This window comes from Pseudomonas sp. GD04158 (assembly GCF_029834875.1).
Taxonomy (GTDB): domain Bacteria; phylum Pseudomonadota; class Gammaproteobacteria; order Pseudomonadales; family Pseudomonadaceae; genus Aquipseudomonas; species Aquipseudomonas hydrolytica.
In genome coordinates this window covers 74,153-95,255 of record NZ_JAODYT010000003.1, presented here as the reverse complement: position 1 = coordinate 95,255, position 21,103 = coordinate 74,153, and the positions used below count along the sequence as shown (strand labels likewise).

The window sequence follows — 21,103 nt, the reverse complement described above, 5'->3', positions numbered from 1 at the left end:
CCGCACGCTGGGCTGGTTCACCAGTCTGTACCCCGTGGCGCTGCAGGCCGGCGATGACCTGGGTACGACCCTCAAGCAGGTCAAGGAAGGGCTGCGTCAGGTGCCGGACAAGGGCATCGGCTACGGCGTGCTCAAGTACCTGGCCAAGGCTCCGCTGGAGGAGCTGACGGGCCAGGGGCTGACCTTCAACTACCTGGGCCGTTATGACCAGGCCGGTGCACGCTGGCGTCTGGCTGACGAAGCGAGCGGCGCGCCACGCGACGGCAGCGGCCCGCTGGCCAATGCCCTGGCCATCGACGGCCAGGTGCGTGGCGGTCGCCTGCAACTGATGCTGACCTACAGCCGCGCGCGCTTCGAGACGAGCACAGTCGAGCGGCTGCTGGATCTGTACGAGCAGGCGCTGCGGCAGTTGATCGAGCATTGCTGCGCGCCCGGAGCCGGTGGCCTGACACCTTCCGATTTCCCTCTGGCAACGCTCGGCCAGGCGCAACTCGACGCCTTGCCTTATGCGCCGCAGCAGATCGAGGATCTGTTCCCGCTGGCGCCGATGCAGCAGGGCATCCTCCTGCACAGCCAGCTGGAGCAGGGCAGTGGCATCTACCTGATGCAGGATCAGTACGCCGTGGCCAGTGCGCTGGATGTGGAGGCCTTTACCCATGCCTGGCAGCAGGTGGTGCATCGTCACCCGGCGTTGCGCACGGCCTTCTGCAACCTCGAAGGGACGCCGCATCAGCTGGTGCTGCGCCAGGTGCCTTCGCCCGTGCAGTTCCTCGACTTCAGCGAGCTGCCGCGCGATGAAGCCGAGGCCAGGTTGCAGGCGATTCTGCGCGAGGAGCGTCAGCACGGCTTCGATTTCACCCAGGCGCCTTTGCTGCGCCTGCGCCTGGTGAAGTTCGCCGACGCCGATTGGCGCATCGTGCAGAGCCATCACCATGTCCTGATCGACGCCTGGTGCCGCGGCCTGATGCTGGCCGAGTTCTTCGCCCAGTACCGCGCTCGGCTGCTTGGGCGCAGCCTGCAACTGCCGCCGGCGCGACCCTATCGCGACTTCATCGCCTGGCTCGCACGCCAGGACGAGGCGGCCAGTCGCCGCTACTGGCGCGACGAGCTGGCCGGCTTCGACACGGTCACGCCACTGCCTTATCGCCGCCAGCAGGGCGAGGCGGGCATGCATGACGTCAGCCTCGCGCTCGATGCCGAGCAGACCCGCGCCCTGGCCGAGCAGGCGCGGCGTCATCAGCTGACCGTCAACACCTTCGTCCAGGCGGCCTGGGCGCTGCTGCTGATGCGCTACAGCGGGCGCGACGACGTGCTCTTCGGCGTCACTGTGGCGGGGCGCCCCACCGAGCTTGAGGGCATCGAAGAGGCGCTGGGGCTGTTCATCAATACCCTGCCGCTGCGCGTCCGAGTGCCGGGCGCGGGCGCGACCGGGCTGCAATTGCTGCAAGCGCTGCAGGCGCAGAATGCCGGCATGCGTCAGCATGAGCAGTTGTCCCTGGCCGAGGTGCAGAACCTCGCCGACACCCCGCGCGGCCAGCCGCTGTTCGACAGCCTGTTCGTGTTCGAGAACGTGCCGCTCGGTGGCGAGGTGCAGGAGGCCGTCGACACCTACCGCATCACGCCGCTGGCCAATCGCACCCACACCAACTATCCGTTGACCGTGGTGCTGCTGCCGGGGGCCAGTCTGACGCTGCAACTGAGCTTCGATACCCAGCAGTTCGCCGTGGCCGACATGCAGGTAGTGGTCGAGCATTTCCGTCGTCTGCTGCTGCAGCTGAGCGAGGCGCCGCAGCGTCCCTTGAGCGAGCTGCGCCTGCTCGATGACAGCGAGCGCGAAGCCCTGTGCCAGCTCGGCCAGGGCCAGAGTCAGCCGCAATGGTATGCGCAGAGCTACCTGGCGCGTTTCGAGGCGCAGGTCGAGCAGCAGGGCGCCCGTACCGTCGCCCGCTGCCAGGGGCAGACGCTGTCTTATTTCGAACTCAACGAGCGGGCCAACCGTATCGGTCATGGCCTGATCGAATGCGGTGTGCAGTTCGATGACGTGGTGGCGCTGTTTGCGCCCCGTGGTCTGCCACTGCTGAGCCTGATCATCGGCGCCTTCAAGGCCGGTGCTGCCTACCTGGCGCTGGACGAGCGTCATCCGCCGGCGCGCAGCGCGCGCATGCTGGCCAGCAGCGCTGCGCCGGTGCTGATTACACTGCGCGAGCAGCTGGCGCACGTTCAGGCGATGCTCGCCGAACTGCCGCAGCCGCCGCGCGTGCTGGTCTATGAAGACATGCTGGAGCACGGCCGCCGTGACAATCCCGGGCGCTACGCCGGCCCCGAGCACCTGGCTTACCTGATCTACACCTCCGGTTCCACCGGCGAGCCAAAAGGGGTGATGGTCAACCAGCGCGGCATGCTCAACAACCAGTTGGCCAAGGTGCCTTACCTGCAACTCGGTGAAGCGGACGTGATCGCCCAGACCGCTGCCACCGGCTTCGATATCTCGGTCTGGCAACTGCTCACCGCGCCGCTGTTCGGTGGTGCGCTGGAGATCATCCCCGATGCCATCACCCACGATCCGCAGGCCCTGCTCGCGTGCGTCGCTGATACCGGGGTGAGCGTGCTGGAGGCGGTGCCGGCGGTGATCGACGGCATGCTCGAAGCGTCGGCCGTGGCGCTGCCGGCACTGCGCTGGCTGTTGCCCACCGGCGAGGCGCTGAGTCATGAGCTGGCCACGCGCTGGTTCGCCCGCTACCCGCAGGTGCCGATGATCAACGCCTACGGTCCGGCCGAATGCGCCGATGACGTGGCGCTGTACCGCCTGGATGCGGCGCCGCCACGGCGACAGCCCATCGCCATTGGCCAGCCGACCGACAACAACGGTCTGTACGTGCTGAGCGGCGACCTCGAGTTGTTGCCCAGCGGTGTGGTCGGCGAGCTGTATATCGGTGGCACCGGTGTGGGCCGTGGCTATGCCGCGCGCCCGGGGCTGACGGCCGAACGCTTCGTGCCCGACCCTTTCGGCGCACCGGGCGAGCGCCTGTACCGCAGTGGCGACCTGGCGCGCTGGAATGCCGAGGGACAGCTCGAATACGTCGGCCGGGTGGACTTCCAGGTGAAGATCCGTGGCCAACGCATCGAGCTGGGCGAGATCGAAGCCTGCCTGCTGGCCAGCGCGCCCTTGCGCCAGGCCGTGGTGGTTGCCCACGAAGGGGCAGCCGGTACGCAGCTGATCGCCTATGGCGTGGCCGAGGCCGGCCAGCAGGTCGAGGTGCAGGCGCTGCGCGAGGCCCTGGCTGCGCAGTTGCCAGCCTTCATGGTACCGGCGCAGATCATCCTGTTGCCGCGCCTGCCGCTCAACGCCAACGGCAAGCTGGATCGCCGCGCACTGCCGGCGCCACAGGCGCAGGTGCGCAGCGTCGAGGCGCCACAGGGCGAGCTGGAACAGCATCTGGCGCAGCTCTGGCGCGACCTGCTCAAGGTGGAGCAGGTCGGCCGTCACGACCACTTCTTCGAACTCGGCGGCCACTCGCTGCTGGCCACCCGCCTGCTGGCCCTTATCCGCGAAACGCGCGGCGTTACGGTGCCGCTGGCGCAGGCCTTCGAGGCCACCACCGTGGCCAGCATGGCCAGCCTGATCTGCAGCCTGGAAAGCCAGGCCCTCAACGATGAACGCCTGGACGCGCTCGACGACCTGATGAGCGCTCTGGAGGAAATTCAGTGAATCTGTTGCATGACAAAGCCCTGCTGCTGTCGCGTCGCTTTCTCGGCCTGGGGCCGCAGCAGCGCCGCGCCTTCCTCGACAAGCTGCGCGAGCAGGGGCTCGACGCCTCGGCACTGCCGATTCCGCCGGGAGCGGCCGATGCCGAGGGCAGTGTGCTGTCCTACGCGCAGCAGCGCCTGTGGTTCCTCGAACAGCTGCAGCCGGGCAACAGCGCCTATCACCTGCCGGGCGCCCTGCAGTTGCAGGGGCCATTGGACGAGGCTGCCTTGCTGGGCGCCTTCAGCGATCTGGCGCAACGTCATGCGAGCCTGCGCACGCGCTTCTTCGCCGATGCCGACGGCAACCCGCGCCAGTGCGTCGACGCGGCGCCGGCACTGACCCTGGAACCGCTGCAGGGCGATGACTTTGCCGCCCTGACGCGTGAGTTCGCCCAGCGCCCGTTCGACCTCGAACAGGCGCCGCTGTGGCGCATCGGCCTGCTGCGCCAGGACGAGCAGCGGCATGTGCTGCTGGTCTGTCTGCACCACATCATCGCCGACGGCTGGTCGATCCAGCTGTTGTTGACCGAGCTGGCGCAGTTCTATCGCGTGCGCGTGCAGGGCGAGCCTGCCGCACTCGCCGAGCTGCCGCTGAGCTACGCCGACCACGCCCTGTGGCAGCGCGCCTGCCTGGATGCCGGCGAAGGCGAGCGGCAGCTGGCCTACTGGCGTGAGCAACTGGGCGACGAGCAGCCGTTGCTGGAGCTGCCTTGCGATCATTCGCGCCCGGCGCAGCAGAGCTTTCGTGGCGCGCGTCTGGCCTTTCGCGTGGAGCCCGCGCTTGCCGCCCGCGTGCGCGAGCTGGCGCGGCAACAGGGCTGCACGCCGTTCACCGTGCTGTTGGCGGCCTACAAGGTGTTGCTGCACCGCCTGAGCGGCCAGCGCGACCTGCGTGTCGGCGTGCCCATTGCCGGGCGTATGCAGAGCGAAAGCCAGGGGCTGATCGGCTTCTTCGTCAATACCCAGGTGCTGCGCAGCGAGCTGAGCGGTGAGCAGAGTTTCGAGCAACTGCTGGCGCAGGTGCTGCGCACGGCGCAGGGTGCCCAGGCGAATCAGGCGCTGCCCTTCGAGCAACTGGTCGAGGCGTTGCAGCCCGAGCGCAGTCTCAGCCACAACCCGCTGTTCCAGGTGCTGTACAACCACCAGCAGCGCCCGCAGGACAGCCTGCAACTGACGTCCGGCCTGCGTGCCGAGCTGATCGGCCTGGACAGCGGCAGCGCGCAGTTCGACCTGGCCCTGCACACCTGGGAAGGCCCGGGTGAGGAGCTGGCCGGCAACTGGAACTACGCCCTGGATCTGTTCGAAACAGCCACGGTGGAGCGTCTGCATCAGCGTTTCATTCGCCTGCTGGAGCAATTGCTGGAACAGCCGCAACTGGCCATCGGCGAGCACCGCCTGGACGATGATCAGGATCGCCTGGCCCTGACCAGCTTCAACGCCACTCGCGTGGATTACGGTGCGGTGGAGCCGGTGCATCGTCAGTTCGAACGTCGCGTACAGGTGCAGCCGCAGGCCATCGCCCTGGTGTTCGGCGACCAGCGTCTGAGCTACGCCGAGCTGGACCTGCGCGCCAACCAACTGGCCCACCATTTGCAAAAGCTTGGCGTAACTCGCGACAGCCTGGTGGGCGTGGCGGCGCTGCGTTCGGTGGAGATGGTGGTGGCGCTGTACGCCATCCTCAAGGCGGGCAGCGCCTACGTGCCGATGGACCCGGAATATCCGGCCGAGCGTCTGCGCTACATGCTCGAAGACTCTGGCGTCAGCCTGCTGCTGAGCCACGATGCGGTGATCGACAGCCTGCCGCAGGTGAGCAGCGTGCAGGTGCTCAACCTCAATCATCTGGATCTTTCTCAAGAGCCGCAGACCGCGCCCGAGGTAGCGATTCACCCCGAGCAACTGGCCTACCTGATCTACACCTCCGGCTCCACCGGCAAGCCCAAAGGGGCCGGCAACAGCCATGCGGCGCTGTACAACCGCCTGGCCTGGATGCAGGAGGCTTACCAGCTCACGGCGGATGATCGGGTGCTGCAGAAGACCCCGTTCAGTTTCGACGTGTCGGTGTGGGAATTCTTCTGGCCGCTGATCACGGGCGCGCGTCTGGTGGTGGCGCAGCCGGGCGATCACCGCGACCCGGCCAAGCTGGTCGAGCTGATCGCGCGCGAGAGCATCAGCACCTTGCACTTCGTGCCTTCGATGCTGGCGGCCTTTGTCGGCCATGGTGACTTGCACGGCTGCGAGAGCCTGCGACGTATCGTCTGCAGCGGCGAAGCGCTGCCGGCAGAGCTGGCCAGCAGCACGCGGCAACTGCTGCCGCAGGCCGAGCTGTACAACCTGTATGGCCCGACCGAGGCGGCCATCGACGTGACCCACTGGCGCTGCAGCGGCCAGGAACGGCGCAGCGTGCCGATTGGTCGACCAATCGCCAACCTGCAGATCCATATCCTCGACGAACGCCTCAACCCGCAGCCAATCGGCGTGGCGGGGGAGCTGTATATCGGCGGCATCGGCCTGGCACGGGGTTACCACCGTCGTCCGGGACTGACCGCCGAGCGTTTCGTCGCCAGCCCCTTCGGCGATTGCCAGCGCCTATATCGCAGTGGTGATCTGGCGCGCTGGACCGAAGAGGGCGTGCTGGAATACCTCGGCCGTATCGACCATCAGGTGAAGCTGCGCGGCCTGCGTATCGAACTGGGCGAGATCGAAGCGGCGCTGCTGGAACATCCGGCGCTGCGTGAGGCGGTGGTGCTGGTGCGCGATCAACAGCTGGTGGCCTATGTGGTCGGTGGCGATTACGACGAAGTCGAGCTACGGGCGCGTCTGAAACAGCGCCTGCCCGAGTTCATGCTGCCGAGCCATGTAATGCAGCTCGAGTGCCTGCCGCTGTCGCCCAATGGCAAACTGGAGCGCAAGGCGTTGCCGGAGCCGCAGCGCGTTCAGCGTGACTACCAGGCGCCGCGCTCCAGCCTGGAAAGCCAGCTCGCAAGCATCTGGCAGGAGCTGCTGGGTGTAGAACGAGTAGGGCGCGACGACAACTTCTTCGAGCTGGGTGGCGATTCCATTCTCAGCCTGCAGATCATTGCCCGTGCCCGCCGTCAGGGCATCGAGCTGACGCCACGGCAGCTGTTCGAGCGTCAGAGCATTGCCGAGCTGGCCCAGGTCGCAACCCGCAGCGCCGAGACGTCGGGCTGCATCATCGACAGTCAGCGCGACATCCCGCTGACGCCGATCCAACACTGGTTCTTCGCCCAGCCGATGAACAATCGTCAGCACTGGAACCAGTCGGTGCTGCTCAGTGCACGCGAGCCGCTGCAGCCGCAGCGCCTCCACGCTGCCCTGCAGGCCGTGCTGGAGCAACACGACGCCTTGCGCCTGCGTTTTCAGCAGCAAGGCGACAGCTGGCGCCAGCGCTATGCGGCCGAGGCCGAAACGCTCGAACTGCGCGTCGAGCGCTGCAGCCTGGCCGAGCTGAGCGCGCTGTGCGACGAGGTGCAGGCCAGCCTCGATCTGAGCCATGGCCCGCTGCTACGCGCCGTGCTGGTGCAGTTGCACGAAGGCGGCGAGCGCCTGTTGCTGGTGGTCCACCACCTGGTGATCGATGGCGTTTCCTGGCGCATCCTGCTCGATGACCTGCAGCGTGCCTATGCGCAGCTGGGCGTGGGCGCCGCTGCCGATCTGGGGCGCAAGAGTAGTGCCTGGCAGAGCTGGAGCGAGCGCCTGGCGGCCTATGCGTCCAGCCCCGAAGTGGCCGCCGAACGTGCTTACTGGCAGGCGCTGCCGGCTGATCGCGGGCTGCCCTGCGACCACCCGCAAGGGCGCAACCTGACGGCCTGCGCTGAACGGTTGGAGGTGCAGCTCGACCCCACCACCACCGAGGCGCTGCTGACACAGGCTCCGGCGGCGTACCGCACGCAGATCAACGACCTGCTGCTCAGTGCACTGGCCCATGCCCTGCGTGACTGGAACGGGCAGGCGCAAACCCTGATCGCCCTCGAAGGCCATGGCCGCGAAGCGCTGTTCGAGGAGCTCGACCTGAGCCAGACCCTGGGCTGGTTCACCAGCCTCTACCCGCTGTTGCTGCAGGCCGGTGACGACTGGGATGCGACCCTCAAGGGCACCAAGGAGAACCTGCGCCGGGTGCCGCGCGGCGGCATCGGTTACGGCCTGCTGAAATACCTGCAGGGCGAGGACCTGCCGGCGCTGGACGACGCGCTGCTGTTCAACTACCTGGGCCGCCTGCAGACCAGCGGGCAGTTGTTCGATCTGGCCGAGGAAGCGTCCGGCGCGCAACGCGACGCCAGCGCACCGCTGGCCTGTGCCCTTGCTCTGGACGGTCGCGTCACGGGCGGCTGCCTGCAGTTCACCTGCACCTTCAGCCATGAGCGCTTCGAGCGCGAGCGCATCATCGCGCTGCTCGAGGCGTACCACTGCGCGCTCGTCGAGCTGGTGCAGCACTGCCGCACGCAGGCTGCTGTCACCCCCAGCGATTTCCCCTTCGTGCCGCTCAGCCAGGCCGATCTCGACAGCCTGCCGCTACCGGCCCGGCAGATCGAAGACATCTATCCGCTGACACCGATGCAGCAGGGCCTGTTGTTCCACAGCGAACTGCAGGTGGCCGATGGTGCCTACGTCAATCAGCTCAGCCTGGAGGTCGAGGGCTTGCCGGTGGCGCGTTTCAAGGCGGCCTGGGCGGCTGCGCTGCAGCGCCATCCGTTGCTGCGCGCAGCCTTCCTGCGCCTGGGCGCCGATCAACAGGCGGTGCAGCTGGTGCAGCGCGAGACGCATCTGATGATTCGCGAACTGGAGGGAAGCGACCTCGATCTTCAGGCACTGCTGCGCGATGAGCGCGAGACGCCATTCGACCTGACGCGGCCGCCGCTGATGCGCCTGGCGCTGGTACGCCTGGGGGAAGGGCGTCATCAACTGATCTGGACCCTGCACCATATCCTGCTCGACGGCTGGAGCAGTGCCGCGCTGCTGGCGCAGGTACTGCAGGACACACGCGGCGAGGGCGGCGCGCACGAGGTCGGGCATTACCCGGATTACCTGGCCTGGCTGCAACGCCAGGATCTCGCTGTCAGCGAGGCGTTCTGGCGTGAGCAGCTGCAGGGCTTCGATGAGCCGACGTTACTGACTGGCAGTCTGCGCAGCGAGTTCTCTGCAAGCGGCAGCGGCGTGCATATCCTGAACCTGCCGCGTGCTGAACTCGAAGCCTTTGCCAGGGCTCGACGCATCACCCTCAATACCCTGATCCAGGCGACCTGGACGCTGCTTCTGCAGCGTTATTGCGGGCGCCGCCAGGTGGCCTTCGGTGCCACCGTAGCGGGGCGGCCGGCGAGTGTGGCGGGCATCGAACACATGCTTGGCCTGTTCATCAATACCCTGCCGGTGGTGCAGGCGCCGCAGCCTCAGGGGCCTGTCGGCGACTGGCTCGATGCGTTGCAGGCGCACAACCTGACGTTGCGCGAGCACGAGCAGGTGCCGCTGTTCCGCCTGCAACAACTGGCCGGCCACGCCGGGCGCGAGCTGTTCGATACCCTGCTGGTGTTCGAGAACTACCCGGTGGATCAGGTGCTGCAGGGGCAGGGCGATGGCCTGCGCTTTACCAATCTGCAGGCGCACGAGCAGACCCATTACCCGCTGAGCCTGGCGGTGATGGCTGGCAACGAGCTGCAGGTGCACTGGCACTATCAGCGCGCGCATTTCAGCGACCGGCAGATCGCCGGCATGAGTCGCCAGTTCGAGCGACTGCTGCAAGCCCTGTGCGCCGATGCGCAGTGCTGCATCGGCGAACTGCCCTTGCTGGATGAAAGCGAGGTGGCCGAGGTCGAGGACTGGAATGATGCTTCTCCAGCTCCCGATACCCCTCAGCTATTGCCACAGAGTATCGCCGAGCAGGCGCGCCTGCGCCCGACGGCCATTGCCCTGGTGCATGGCCAGCAGCGCCTGAGCTTCGCCGAGCTGGAAGCCCGCGCCAATCGTCTGGCCCATCAGTTGATCGCCCGTGGCGTCGGCGCCGAGGTGCGCGTCGGTGTAGCGCTGGAACGTGGCATCGAGCTGTTCGTTGCCCTGCTGGCGGTGCTCAAGGCCGGCGGTGCCTATGTGCCGCTGGACCCGGATTACCCCGAAGAGCGCCTGCGCTACATGCTCGAAGACGCCGGAGTAAAACTGCTGCTGAGCCACCAGGCGGCCTTGCCGCGCCTGCCCGAAGTGGCAGGTATCGAGGTGCTCGACCTCGATCATCTGCCACTGAATGATCAGCCGCTTGAGGCGCCCGAGGTGGATATCCACCCCGAGCAACTGGCCTATCTGATCTACACCTCCGGCTCCACCGGCAAGCCCAAGGGCGTTGCGGTGGCTCATGGTGCCATTGCCCTGCATTGCCAGGCCATTGGCGAGCGTTACGAACTGACCGCCGAGGATCGCGAGCTGCACTTCCTTTCGGTCAGTTTCGACGGCGCCCACGAGCGCTGGCTGACGCCACTGAGCCATGGCGCGCGGGTGGTGATCCGCGACCAGCAGCTGTGGAGCGTGCAGCAGACCTACGATTGCCTGATCGCAGAAGGCATCAGCGTGGTGGCCTTGCCGCCGAGCTACCTGCGCCAGTTGGCCGAATGGGCCGAGCAATGCGGCAAAGCGCCCGGGGTGAAAACCTACTGCTTCGCCGGTGAAGCCTTCAGCCGCGAGCTGTTGCAGCAGGTGATTCGCAGCCTGCAGCCGCAATGGATCATCAACGGCTACGGGCCGACCGAAACCGTGGTCACCCCGACCCTGTGGCGAGTGCCGGCGGCCACGGCCGACTTCACCACGGCCTACGCACCGATTGGTGATCGCGTCGGCGCGCGCCAGGGTTACGTGCTGGATGCCGACCTCAACCTGTTGCCGGTCGGCGTGGCTGGCGAGCTGTATCTGGGCGGATTGTTGGCGCGTGGTTATCTGGATCGACCGGGCGCCACCGCCGAGCGCTTCGTGCCCAATCCGTACCGCCCCGGTGAGCGCCTGTACCGCACCGGCGACCGTGTACGGCTCGGCGCTGATGGCCAGTTGGAATACCTGGGCCGGCTGGATCAGCAGATCAAGCTGCGCGGCTTCCGTATCGAGATCGGCGAAGTCGAGGCGGCGCTGAAAGCCTGCGCCGGCGTGGGCGAAGCGCTGGTGGTGGTCAAGGACAGCGCCGCAGGCAAGCGTCTGGTGGGTTACGTCAGCGGCCAGGGTCTGAGCGAGAGTGAGTTGAAAGCGCAGCTCAAGCAGCGCCTGCCTGCGCATATGGTGCCGAGCCATATCCTGGCGCTGGAGCGACTGCCGCTGCTGCCCAACGGCAAGCTGGATCGGCAGAGTCTGCCGGAGCCACAGGTGGAAGCGGGCGAGTACCAGGCGCCGCGCACCGAGCAGGAACGGCTGCTGGCCGAGCTGTGGAGCGAGCTGCTGGCGCAGCCGCGCATCGGCCGTGACGATCACTTCTTCGAGCTGGGCGGCCACTCGCTGCTGGCGACGCAACTGATCTCCCGCCTGCGCCATGCGCACGGGCTGGATCTGCCGCTACGCGCCGTGTTCGAGGCGCCGCTGCTCAGCGATCTGGCCAGGCAGCTGGAACAGGCTGCTCAGGCCGTCGACCTGCCTCTGCAGGCCAGGGGCGAGCGGGCGCAGGTGCCACAGTCTTTCGCTCAGCAGCGCCTGTGGTTCCTCCAGCAACTGGAGCCGAGCAGCAGTGCCTACCACCTGCCGGGCGTGCTGCGTCTGCGTGGTGAGGTGGACCGGCAGGCGCTGCAGCAGGCCTTCGAAGCCCTGGCCGAGCGTCACTGGATTCTGCGTACCACCTTCACTCAGGACGCCGACGGCCAGCCGCTGCAATGCATACAGCCGCAGGCGTTGGTGAATCTGGAGATGCTCCAGGCCAGGGGCGAGCACGCCTTCCAGGCCCTGGCGCGGGCATTTATGGAAAAGCCTTTCGAGCTGCAGCAGTCGCCGCCCTGGCGTGTCGCCCTGGTGACCCTGGAGCCGGGTGAGCAGCGCCTGCTGTTGTGTTTGCATCACCTGCTGTCCGATGGCTGGTCCGTGCAAATTCTGCTCGCCGAATTCGCCGCCCTGTACAACGCCGCCCGCGCTGGCGTGGCGGCTGTACTGCCGGCGCTGACCGTGCAGTACGCCGATTACGCGGCCTGGCAGCGTGAGTGGCTGGCAGGCGGTGAAGGCGCACGGCAACTGGCCTACTGGCGCGAGCAGCTGGGCGACGAGCAGCCGCTGCTGGAGCTGCCTTGCGACCATCCGCGACCGGCGCGGCAAAGCTTTCGCGGTGGACGGGTGCATTTCCGTCTCGGCGCAGCCCTGGGCGAGCGCCTGCGCGACTTGGCCCAGGCGCAGAACGCGACGCCCTTCATGGTGTTGCTGGGCGCCTACAAGGTGTTGCTGCATCGCCTGAGCGGGCAGCGCGATTTGCGCGTCGGCGTGCCCATCGCCGGGCGTACGCGCGCCGAGGTCGAAGGGCTGATCGGCCTGTTCGTCAACAGCCAGGTGCTGCGCAGCGAGGTTGCTCCGCAGCAGAGCTTCACGGCGCTGGTCGAGCAGATCAGGCGCACCAGCCTGGAGGCTCAGGCGCACCAGGAGCTGCCCTTCGAGCAACTGGTCGAGGCGTTGCAGCCCGAGCGCAGCCTCAGCCACAACCCGCTGTTCCAGGTGGCCTATGACCATCAGCAGGTGCGCCACGAGGCGCTGGGGCAGTTGCAGGATCTGCACGCCGAGGTGCTGACCCTGGCCGATGGCGGCAGCCAGTTCGACCTGGCGCTCAACACCCAGGAAGATCGCTACGGTCAGTTCAGCGGCAACTGGAACTACGCCCTGGACCTGTTCGAGGCAGCGACGGTGGAGCGCCTTCACCAGCGCTTTATCCGCCTGCTGGAGCAACTGCTGGAACAGCCGCAACTGGCCATTGGCGAGCATCGCCTGGACGATGATCAGGATCGTCTGGCCCTGACCAGCTTCAACGCCACCCGCGTCGATTACGGCGTGGTCGAGGCGGTGCACCGTCAGTTCGAACGCCGTGTGCAGGCGCAGCCCGAGACCATCGCCCTGGTGTGCGGCGAGCAGCGGCTGAGTTATGCCGAGCTGGACCTGCGTGCCAACCAGTTGGCCCACCATCTGCAAAAGTTTGGCGTGACTCGCGACAGCCTGGTGGGCGTGGCGGCGCTGCGTTCGGTGGAGATGGTGGTAGCGCTGTACGCCATCCTCAAGGCCGGCGGCGCCTACGTGCCGATGGACCCGGAATACCCGGCCGAACGCCTGCGCTACATGCTCGAGGATGCCGGTGTCAGCCTGCTGCTGAGCCACGACGCGGTGATCGACAGCCTGCCGCAGGTGGGCGGCGTGCAGGTGCTCAATCTCGATCATCTGGATGTGAGCGGCGAGCCGCATACCTCGCCCGACGTAGCGATTCACCCCGAGCAGCTGGCCTACCTGATCTACACCTCCGGTTCCACCGGCAAGCCCAAAGGGGCCGGCAACAGCCATGCGGCGCTGTACAACCGCCTGGCCTGGATGCAGCAGGCCTACAACCTGACGGCTGACGATCGGGTGCTGCAGAAAACCCCGTTCAGTTTCGATGTGTCGGTGTGGGAATTCTTCTGGCCGCTGATCACGGGTGCGCGCCTAGTGATGGCGCAGCCGGGCGATCACCGCGATCCCGCCAAACTGGTCGAGCTTATCGGGCGCGAGAGCATCAGCACTTTGCACTTCGTGCCCTCGATGCTGGCGGCCTTCATCGGTCATGGTGACTTGCACGGCTGCGAAAGCCTGCGCCGCATCGTCTGCAGCGGTGAAGCGCTGCCGGCGGAACTGGCCAGCAGCACGCGGCAACTCTTGCCGCAGGCCGAACTGTACAACCTTTATGGCCCGACCGAAGCGGCCATCGACGTCACCCACTGGCGCTGCAGCGGCCAGGAGCGGCGCAGCGTGCCGATTGGCCGACCAATCGCCAACCTGCAGATCCATATCCTCGACGAACGCCTCAACCCGCAACCGATTGGCGTGGCTGGCGAGCTGTATATCGGTGGCGTCGGCCTGGCCCGCGGTTATCACCGTCGTCCGGGGCTGACCGCCGAACGCTTCGTCGCCAGCCCCTTCGGCGATGGTCAGCGTCTGTACCGCAGCGGCGACCTGGCGCGCTGGACCGAAGAGGGCGTGCTGGAATACCTGGGCCGCATCGACCATCAGGTGAAGTTGCGCGGCCTGCGTATCGAACTGGGCGAGATCGAGGCAGCACTGCTGGAACATCCTGCGCTGCGTGAGGCGGTGGTGCTGGTGCGCGACCAGCAACTGGTTGCCTATGTGGTCGGCAGCGATTACGACGAGGTCGAGCTGCGGGCGCGGCTGAAACAGCGCCTGCCCGAGTTCATGCTGCCGAGCTACTTCGTCCCGCTCGAACGTCTGCCGCTGTCGCCCAATGGCAAGCTGGAGCGCAAGGCGCTGCCGGAACCGCAGCGCGTTCAGCGCGATTACCAGGCGCCACGCCCCGGACTGGAAAGCCAGCTCGCAAGCATCTGGCAGGAGCTGCTGGATGTGGATCGGGTAGGGCGTGAGGATGATTTCTTCGCCCTCGGTGGTCATTCGCTACTGGCCACGCAACTGGTATCGCAGATTCGCCGTCACCTGCAGCGTGAGCTGCCGCTACGCGCCGCTTTCGAGGCCAGCACTCTCAGTGCCCAGGCCTTGCAGCTGGCGGCCGCCGACGCTGCGCCTGGCTTCGGTCTGCAGGCTCGCCAGCGTCCAGCCCGTAGCCCGCAGTCCTTCGCTCAGCAGCGCCTGTGGTTCCTCGCCCAACTGGAGCCCGACAGCCTGGCCTACCACCTGCCTTGCGCCGTGCGTTTGATGGGGGAGCTGGACGTCTCGGCGCTGCAACGCAGCTTCGACACCCTGGCCCAGCGTCATGAAAGCCTGCGCACCACTTTCGCCAGCGGCGAGGCGGGTGAGCCCCTGCAATGTGTGCAGCAGCCGATTGCGGTTGGCATCGAGCGCCTGCAGGCGCAGGACGAGGCGAAGTTGCAGCAGCAGATCGATGGCGTCAATCGGCGCCCCTTCGATCTGGAACAGAGCCCGCCCTGGCGTGTGGCGCTGATTGAACTGGATCCACGACAGCATGTGCTGGTGCTCTGCCTGCATCACATCATCGCCGACGGTTGGTCGATCCAGGTGCTGCTCGACGAGTTCGCTGCGCTCTATCGTGGCCATGCCGAAGGGCAGCCGGTTGAGCTGGCGGCACTGCCGATCCAGTACGCCGACTACGCCCTGTGGCAGCGTGATCATCTTGCTGGCAGTCGCCTGGCCGAACAGGTGCAGTGGTGGCGCGAGCAGCTCGGTAGCGAACAGCCGCTGCTGGAGCTGCCGGCAGACCGGCCGCGTCCGGCCGTGCGTCTGGGGCAGGGGGCGCGGCATGCCTTCAACGTGCCGGCCAGCCTGGTCGAACGACTGCGTGAGCAGGCGCAACTGTACGAAGTGACGCCGTTCATGCTGATCCTGGCGGTCTACCAGAGCCTGCTGTATCGCCTGACCGGCCAGCACGACCTGCGCATTGGCGTGCCGGTGGCCGGGCGTACCCAGGGCGAGAGCGAGGGGCTGATCGGCCTGTTCGTCAACACCCTGGTGATTCGCAGTGAAGTGGATGCGCAGCACTCGTTCGTCGACCTGCTGCGTCAGGTCAAGTCGCGGGTGGTCGGCGCCCAGGCCCATCAGGATGTGCCTTTCGAGCAACTGGTCGATGCCCTGCAGCCGGAGCGCAGTCTGAGCCACAACCCGCTGTTCCAGGTGGCGTACAACCATCAACGGCAGGACCAGAGCGCCCTGCAGACGTTGCCCGGCCTGCAGTGCGAAAACCTCGACTGCCAGGGGCAGAGCGCCCACTTCGACCTGGTGCTGGGCACCCTCGAACAGGCCGATGGCCGCATCGAGGCCTACCTGGATTACGCCACCGATATGTTCGATGCCTCCAGTGTCGAGCGCCTGGCCGGCCGGTTCCTACGTCTGCTCGATGGAGCGTGCCGTATGCCACAGGCGTCGCTGGCTGATCTGCCATTGTTGAGTGAGTCGGAGGTGGAAGAGGTCGAGGCGTGGAACAACCCAACACCCGTTCCGAACAGCATTCAACTCTTGCCGGAGCGCATCGCCGAGCAGGCGCGTCTGCGCCCAACGGCCATTGCCCTGGTACACGGCCAGCAGCGCCTGAGCTTCGCCGAGTTGGAAGCCCGCGCTAATCGCCTGGCCCACCAGCTGATCGCCCGTGGCGTCGGCGCCGAGGTGCGCGTCGGTGTGGCGCTGGAGCGCGGTATCGACCTGTTCGTCGCCCTGCTGGCGGTGCTCAAGGCTGGCGGTGCCTACGTGCCGCTGGACCCGGATTACCCCGAAGAGCGCCTGCGCTACATGCTCGAAGACGCCGGAGTAAAACTGCTGCTGAGCCACCAGGCGGCCTTGCCGCGCCTGCCCGAAGTGGCAGGTATCGAGGTGCTCGACCTCGATCATCTGCCACTGAATGATCAGCCGCTTGAGGCGCCCGAGGTGGATATCCACCCCGAGCAACTGGCCTATCTGATCTACACCTCCGGCTCCACCGGCAAGCCCAAGGGCGTTGCGGTGGCCCATGGTGCGATTGCCCTGCATTGCCAGACCATTGGCGAGCGTTACGAACTGACGGCCGAGGATCGCGAACTGCACTTTCTCTCGGTCAGCTTCGACGGCGCCCACGAGCGCTGGCTCACGCCACTGAGCCACGGTGCGCGGGTGGTGATCCGCGACCAGCAACTGTGGAGCGTGCAGCAGACCTACGACTGCCTGATCGAAGAAGGCATCAGCGTGGTGGCCTTGCCACCGAGTTACCTGCGCCAGCTGGCCGAGTGGGCCGAGCAATGCGGCAAAGCGCCTGGGGTGAAGACCTATTGCTTCGCCGGTGAAGCCTTCAGCCGTGAGCTGCTGCAGCAGGTGATTCGCAGCCTGCAACCGCAATGGATCATCAACGGCTACGGCCCGACTGAAACCGTGGTCACCCCGACTCTGTGGCGAGTGCCGGCAGCCACGGCCGACTTCACCACGGCCTATGCGCCGATTGGCGACCGCGTTGGGGCGCGCCAGGGTTACGTGCTGGATGCCGACCTCAACCTGTTGCCGGTCGGCGCGGCCGGCGAGCTGTACCTGGGCGGGCTGCTGGCGCGCGGTTACCTGGATCGACCGGGTGCTACCGCCGAGCGCTTCGTGCCCAATCCCTATCGCTCCGGCGAGCGCCTGTACCGCACTGGCGACCGCGTGCGCCTCGGTGCCGACGGCCAGCTGGAATACCTCGGCCGGCTGGATCAGCAGATCAAGCTGCGCGGCTTCCGCATCGAAATCGGCGAAGTCGAAGCGGCGCTGAAAGCCTGCGCCGGTGTGGGTGAAGCGCTGGTGGTGGTCAAGGACAGTGCCGCAGGCAAGCGCCTGGTGGGCTACGTCAGCGGCCAGGCGCTGAGCGAGAGTGAGCTGAAAATGCAGCTCAAACAGCGCCTGCCGGCGCATATGGTGCCGAGCCATATCCTGGCGCTGGAGCGCCTGCCGCTGTTGCCTAACGGCAAGCTGGATCGGCAGAGCCTGCCGGAGCCGCAGGTGGAAGCGGGCGAGCACCAGGCGCCGCGCACCGAGCAGGAACGACTGCTGGCCGAGCTGTGGAGCGAGCTGCTCGGTATTGGCCAGATCAGCCGCGATGCCCAGTTCTTCGCCCTGGGTGGCGATTCGATCCAGTCCCTGAGCCTGGTCACGCGGCTGCGCAAGGCCGGCTGGGAGCTGACTCCCAAGGCGGTGTTCCAGCACCCGCGCCTGGCCGATCTGGCTGCTGTGATGACGCCGCTCGGCACTCAAGCCGTGGCGGTGCAGCGGGCCAGTGGCGAGCTGCCGCTGACGCCGATCCAGGCGCATTTCTTCTCCTTGCCCATGGCCAACCGTGCGCACTGGAACCAGGCCTTGCTGCTGGATGTGCGCCGACCACTGCACGCTGCCCATTTGCTGAGCGCGCTGCAGGGGCTGATCGAGCATCACGATGCGCTGCGTCTGGCCTTCCGTCAGGATGAAACGGGCAACTGGCAGGCCTTCTACCGGGACGAGGAGCAGGCCGAGCGGCTGTTCCGGCAGCGCCGCATCGACTCGGACGCAGCCCTGCAGGCGCAATGCGAGGCAGCACAGCGCAGCCTGGATCTGCAGCACGGTCCGCTGCTGCGGGTGCTGCTCGCGGACTTGCCGGATGGCAGCCAACGCCTGCTGCTCGCCGCTCATCACCTGATCATCGATGGCGTTTCCTGGCGCGTCCTGCTGGATGATCTGGCCCGCGCCTACCAGCAGGCTGTGATCGGCCAGCCGGTCGATCTCGGTGACAGGCCGGGCAGCTACCAGACCTGGGCCGAGCACCTGTGGCGCCATGCGCAGGGAGCCCAACTGGCCAGCGAGATGGGCTACTGGCAGGCGCAGCACGCCAGCCAGCGTGTGCCCGTAGATGACCCGGCCGGCGAAGCCAGCCATGCCCAGGTGCAGACCTGCACCTGGCAGCTGAGCGAAGCGCAGACCCGGCGTCTGCTACGCGAGACCCTGAAACAGCAGGATGCGCGCATGGACGAAGTGCTGCTCGCCGCGCTGGCCGAGGGCTTGCGTCGCTGGAGTGGGCTGGACGACAGCCTGATCGCCCTGGAAGGCCATGGGCGTGAATGGCTCGACGAACAGGCTGAGCAGGATATCGGCCGGACGTTGGGCTGGTTCACCAGCCTCTACCCGCTGCGCCTGCAGGCGCAGGAGACCTTGCCGCAGACCCTGTCCAACGTGCGTCAGCGCCTGCGCAGCGTACCGAACAAGGGCCTGGGTTATGGCCTGCTGCGCTACCTGGGTAACGCCGAACAGCGGCGCCGCCTGGCCGAGTTGGGTGAGCCGGATATCGCCTTCAACTACCTGGGGCAGTTCGATGCGCAGCTTGGCGATGGTCACTTCATGCCCGCCAGCGAGTCGCCGGGCACTCTGGTCGACCCGGCCACGGCGCTGACCCGCGAGCTGGAAATCAACGGCCAGGTATTCGCCGGTCGTCTGAGCCTCAGTTGTCGATTCAGTGCGCAGCGCCATCGCGTGCAGCGTATCGAGGCGTTGCTGGCGGCGGTGGGCGATGCACTGCAAGCCCTGATCGACGGCACGCCGGCCGCTTCTGCCCCTCGCCAGGAAGCTACGACGGCTGCCGCGCCCAGCCCGTTGCTGCGCCTGAACCAGGCGGATGCCGGGCGACCCACGCTGTTCTGCGTTCATCCGGTCAGTGGCACGCTGGTCGGCTACTACCCCTTGGCCCGCGCCCTGGCGCCGCACTGGCAGGTGTTCGGCCTGCAGAACCGACAATTGCTGCAGCCGTCCTGGCGTGATCAGAGCCTCGAACAGATGGCCCGCGATTACGTCAGGGTGATGCTGGAAACCCAGCCGCAGGGCCCGTATCACCTGCTTGGCTGGTCGATGGGCGGCGCCCTGGTGCTGGCCATGGCCCGGCTGCTGGAACGCCTGGGCAAGACGGTGGCCTTGGTCGGCCTGGTCGACGGTTATGTCCCCGGCGCCGGTCTGGCCCGTGCGCCACGCGCTGACGTGGTAGAGGCCTCGGCCACAGGCGACGACGACTGGCAACAGTTGCTTGCCCTGGAGCGGCACATGCACGCGCTGGCTGCGCAGCACCGGCATATCCAGCCGCTGCGCAGCCCGGTGCAGGCCTGGTGGGCCGCGCATTCGCCGGAGAACAACCGCAATGGCGAGGCGCTGCTGCAGGCTGCGCTGGGCCGCGAGTTGCACTTGTCGAGCTGGGTTGAGGCCGACCACCTGGGCATCGTCCGCGATCCGTCCTTCATCGAACACCTGAGCCGGCAACTGGCTGCGCTCGATCAATCGTCACGGCCGCTGGGCCTGGAGAGTCACGATTATGCAAATTGAACCGCATTACGATCCGCTGCCCATGCCTGTCGCGCTCGATCTCGGCCCGGAAGCGACGTTGCGTGGCGCCGACTACCGCTTCGCCAGCACGACCAGGCTGCAGCACCAGAGCGAGGTGGAGTCCAATGCGCGCAGCTATCCCAGGCGCATCCCGCTGGAGCTGCGCCGCGCCGAGGGCATCCATGTGCAGGATAGTGAGGGGCGCTGGTTCATCGATTGTCTGGCCGGTGCCGGCACCTTGGCCCTGGGGCATAACCATCCCGTCGTGTTGCAAGCCATTCGTGGTCTGCTCGATGGCAAGCGACCGCTGCACACCCTGGACCTGATGACCGAAGCCAAGGACGACTTCATCAACGAGCTGTTCGCCTGCCTGCCGACCGAGTTCGCCCGCGATGCGCGCATCCAGTTCTGTGGGCCGGCCGGCACCGATGCGGTGGAGGCGGCATTGAAGCTGGTGCGCACGGCCACCGGGCGCAGCCAGATGCTGGCCTTTCATGGCGCCTACCATGGCATGACCCACGGTGCCCTGAGCCTGATGGGCAGCCTGGGGCCCAAGCAGTACCTGGACGGCATGATCAGTGGCGTGCAGATGCTGCCGTACCCTTACGGCTACCGCTGCCCGTTCGGCTTGGGCGGTGCCGAGGGCGAACGGGTCGGTCTGCATTACATCGAGAACCAGCTAGGCGACCCGGAAAGCGGCGTGCTGCCGGCGGCCGGCATGATTCTCGAAACGGTACAGGGCGAGGGCGGGGTGATCGCCCCGTCCGCCGACTGGTTGCGCGGCATTCGGCGCATCACCCGCGAGGCCGGTGTACCGCTGATTCTCGACGAGGTGCAGTGCGGCATTGGGCGCACCGGCAGGCTGTTCGCCTTCGAGCATGCCGGCATCACGCCGGACGTGCTGGTGCTGTCGAAGGCCATCGGCGGCAGCCTGCCGCTGGCGGTGGTGGTCTACCACAAGGATCTCGACCGCTGGCAGCCGGGGGCGCACGCCGGCACCTTCCGCGGTAACCAGATGGCCATGGCGGCAGGCGCGGCCACCTTGCGCCTGATCCGCGAGGAGCGTCTGGATCAGCACGCCGCCGCCATGGGCGAACGCCTCTGCGCTCACCTGCAGGCCTTGCAGGCGCGCTATCCGCAGATTGGTGAAGTACGCGGCAGGGGATTGATGCTCGGGGTGGAGATCGTCGATCCACAGGGCAGGGCGGACGCCATGGGGCGCGCACCGCACAACCGCGCGCTGGCCTCGGCCGTGCAGCAGCAGTGCCTGCGCCGTGGCCTGATTCTGGAGGTGGGCGGGCGCCATTCCAGCGTTCTGCGTCTGCTGCCGCCGCTGATCATCACGGCGGCACAGGTGGATCAGGTGGCGGATATCTTCGCCAGCGCGCTCGACGCTGCAGTGAACCACTAA

At 67.0% G+C, this 21,103-nt stretch carries 3 protein-coding genes (1 of these 3 only partly in view); all 3 read left to right on the top strand.

Going from position 1 to position 21,103, the window contains the following annotated elements; genetic code table 11:
* Tightly spaced (each overlapping or abutting the next), the 3 genes in view from N7333_RS02285 to N7333_RS02275 form a layout consistent with a single transcriptional unit that may run on beyond the window.
* Nucleotides 1-3,709, top strand: partial view of a non-ribosomal peptide synthetase gene (locus tag N7333_RS02285; RefSeq protein WP_279858390.1) — the 3' portion only. It extends 5,945 nt beyond the left edge of the window; 3,709 of the gene's 9,654 nt are visible here — the last part of the coding sequence; the start codon falls outside the window, past its left edge; its stop codon occupies nt 3,707-3,709.
* Nucleotides 3,706-19,692, top strand: coding sequence for a non-ribosomal peptide synthase/polyketide synthase (locus tag N7333_RS02280; protein ID WP_279858334.1), 15,987 nt, complete (start codon nt 3,706-3,708; stop codon nt 19,690-19,692). The genes N7333_RS02285 and N7333_RS02280 overlap by 4 nt, the downstream gene beginning before the upstream one ends.
* Nucleotides 19,682-21,103 (top strand): aspartate aminotransferase family protein, encoded by a 1,422-nt coding sequence (locus N7333_RS02275; protein ID WP_279858333.1) that lies wholly within the window; start codon nt 19,682-19,684, stop codon nt 21,101-21,103. Before N7333_RS02280 ends, N7333_RS02275 begins: the two co-directional genes overlap by 11 nt.

Bases quoted from the DNA above. Each gene is read 5' to 3' on its own strand.
- N7333_RS02275 (WP_279858333.1), top strand. From the start codon at position 19,682: ATGCAAATTGAACCGCATTACGATCCGCTGCCCATGCCTGTCGCGCTC.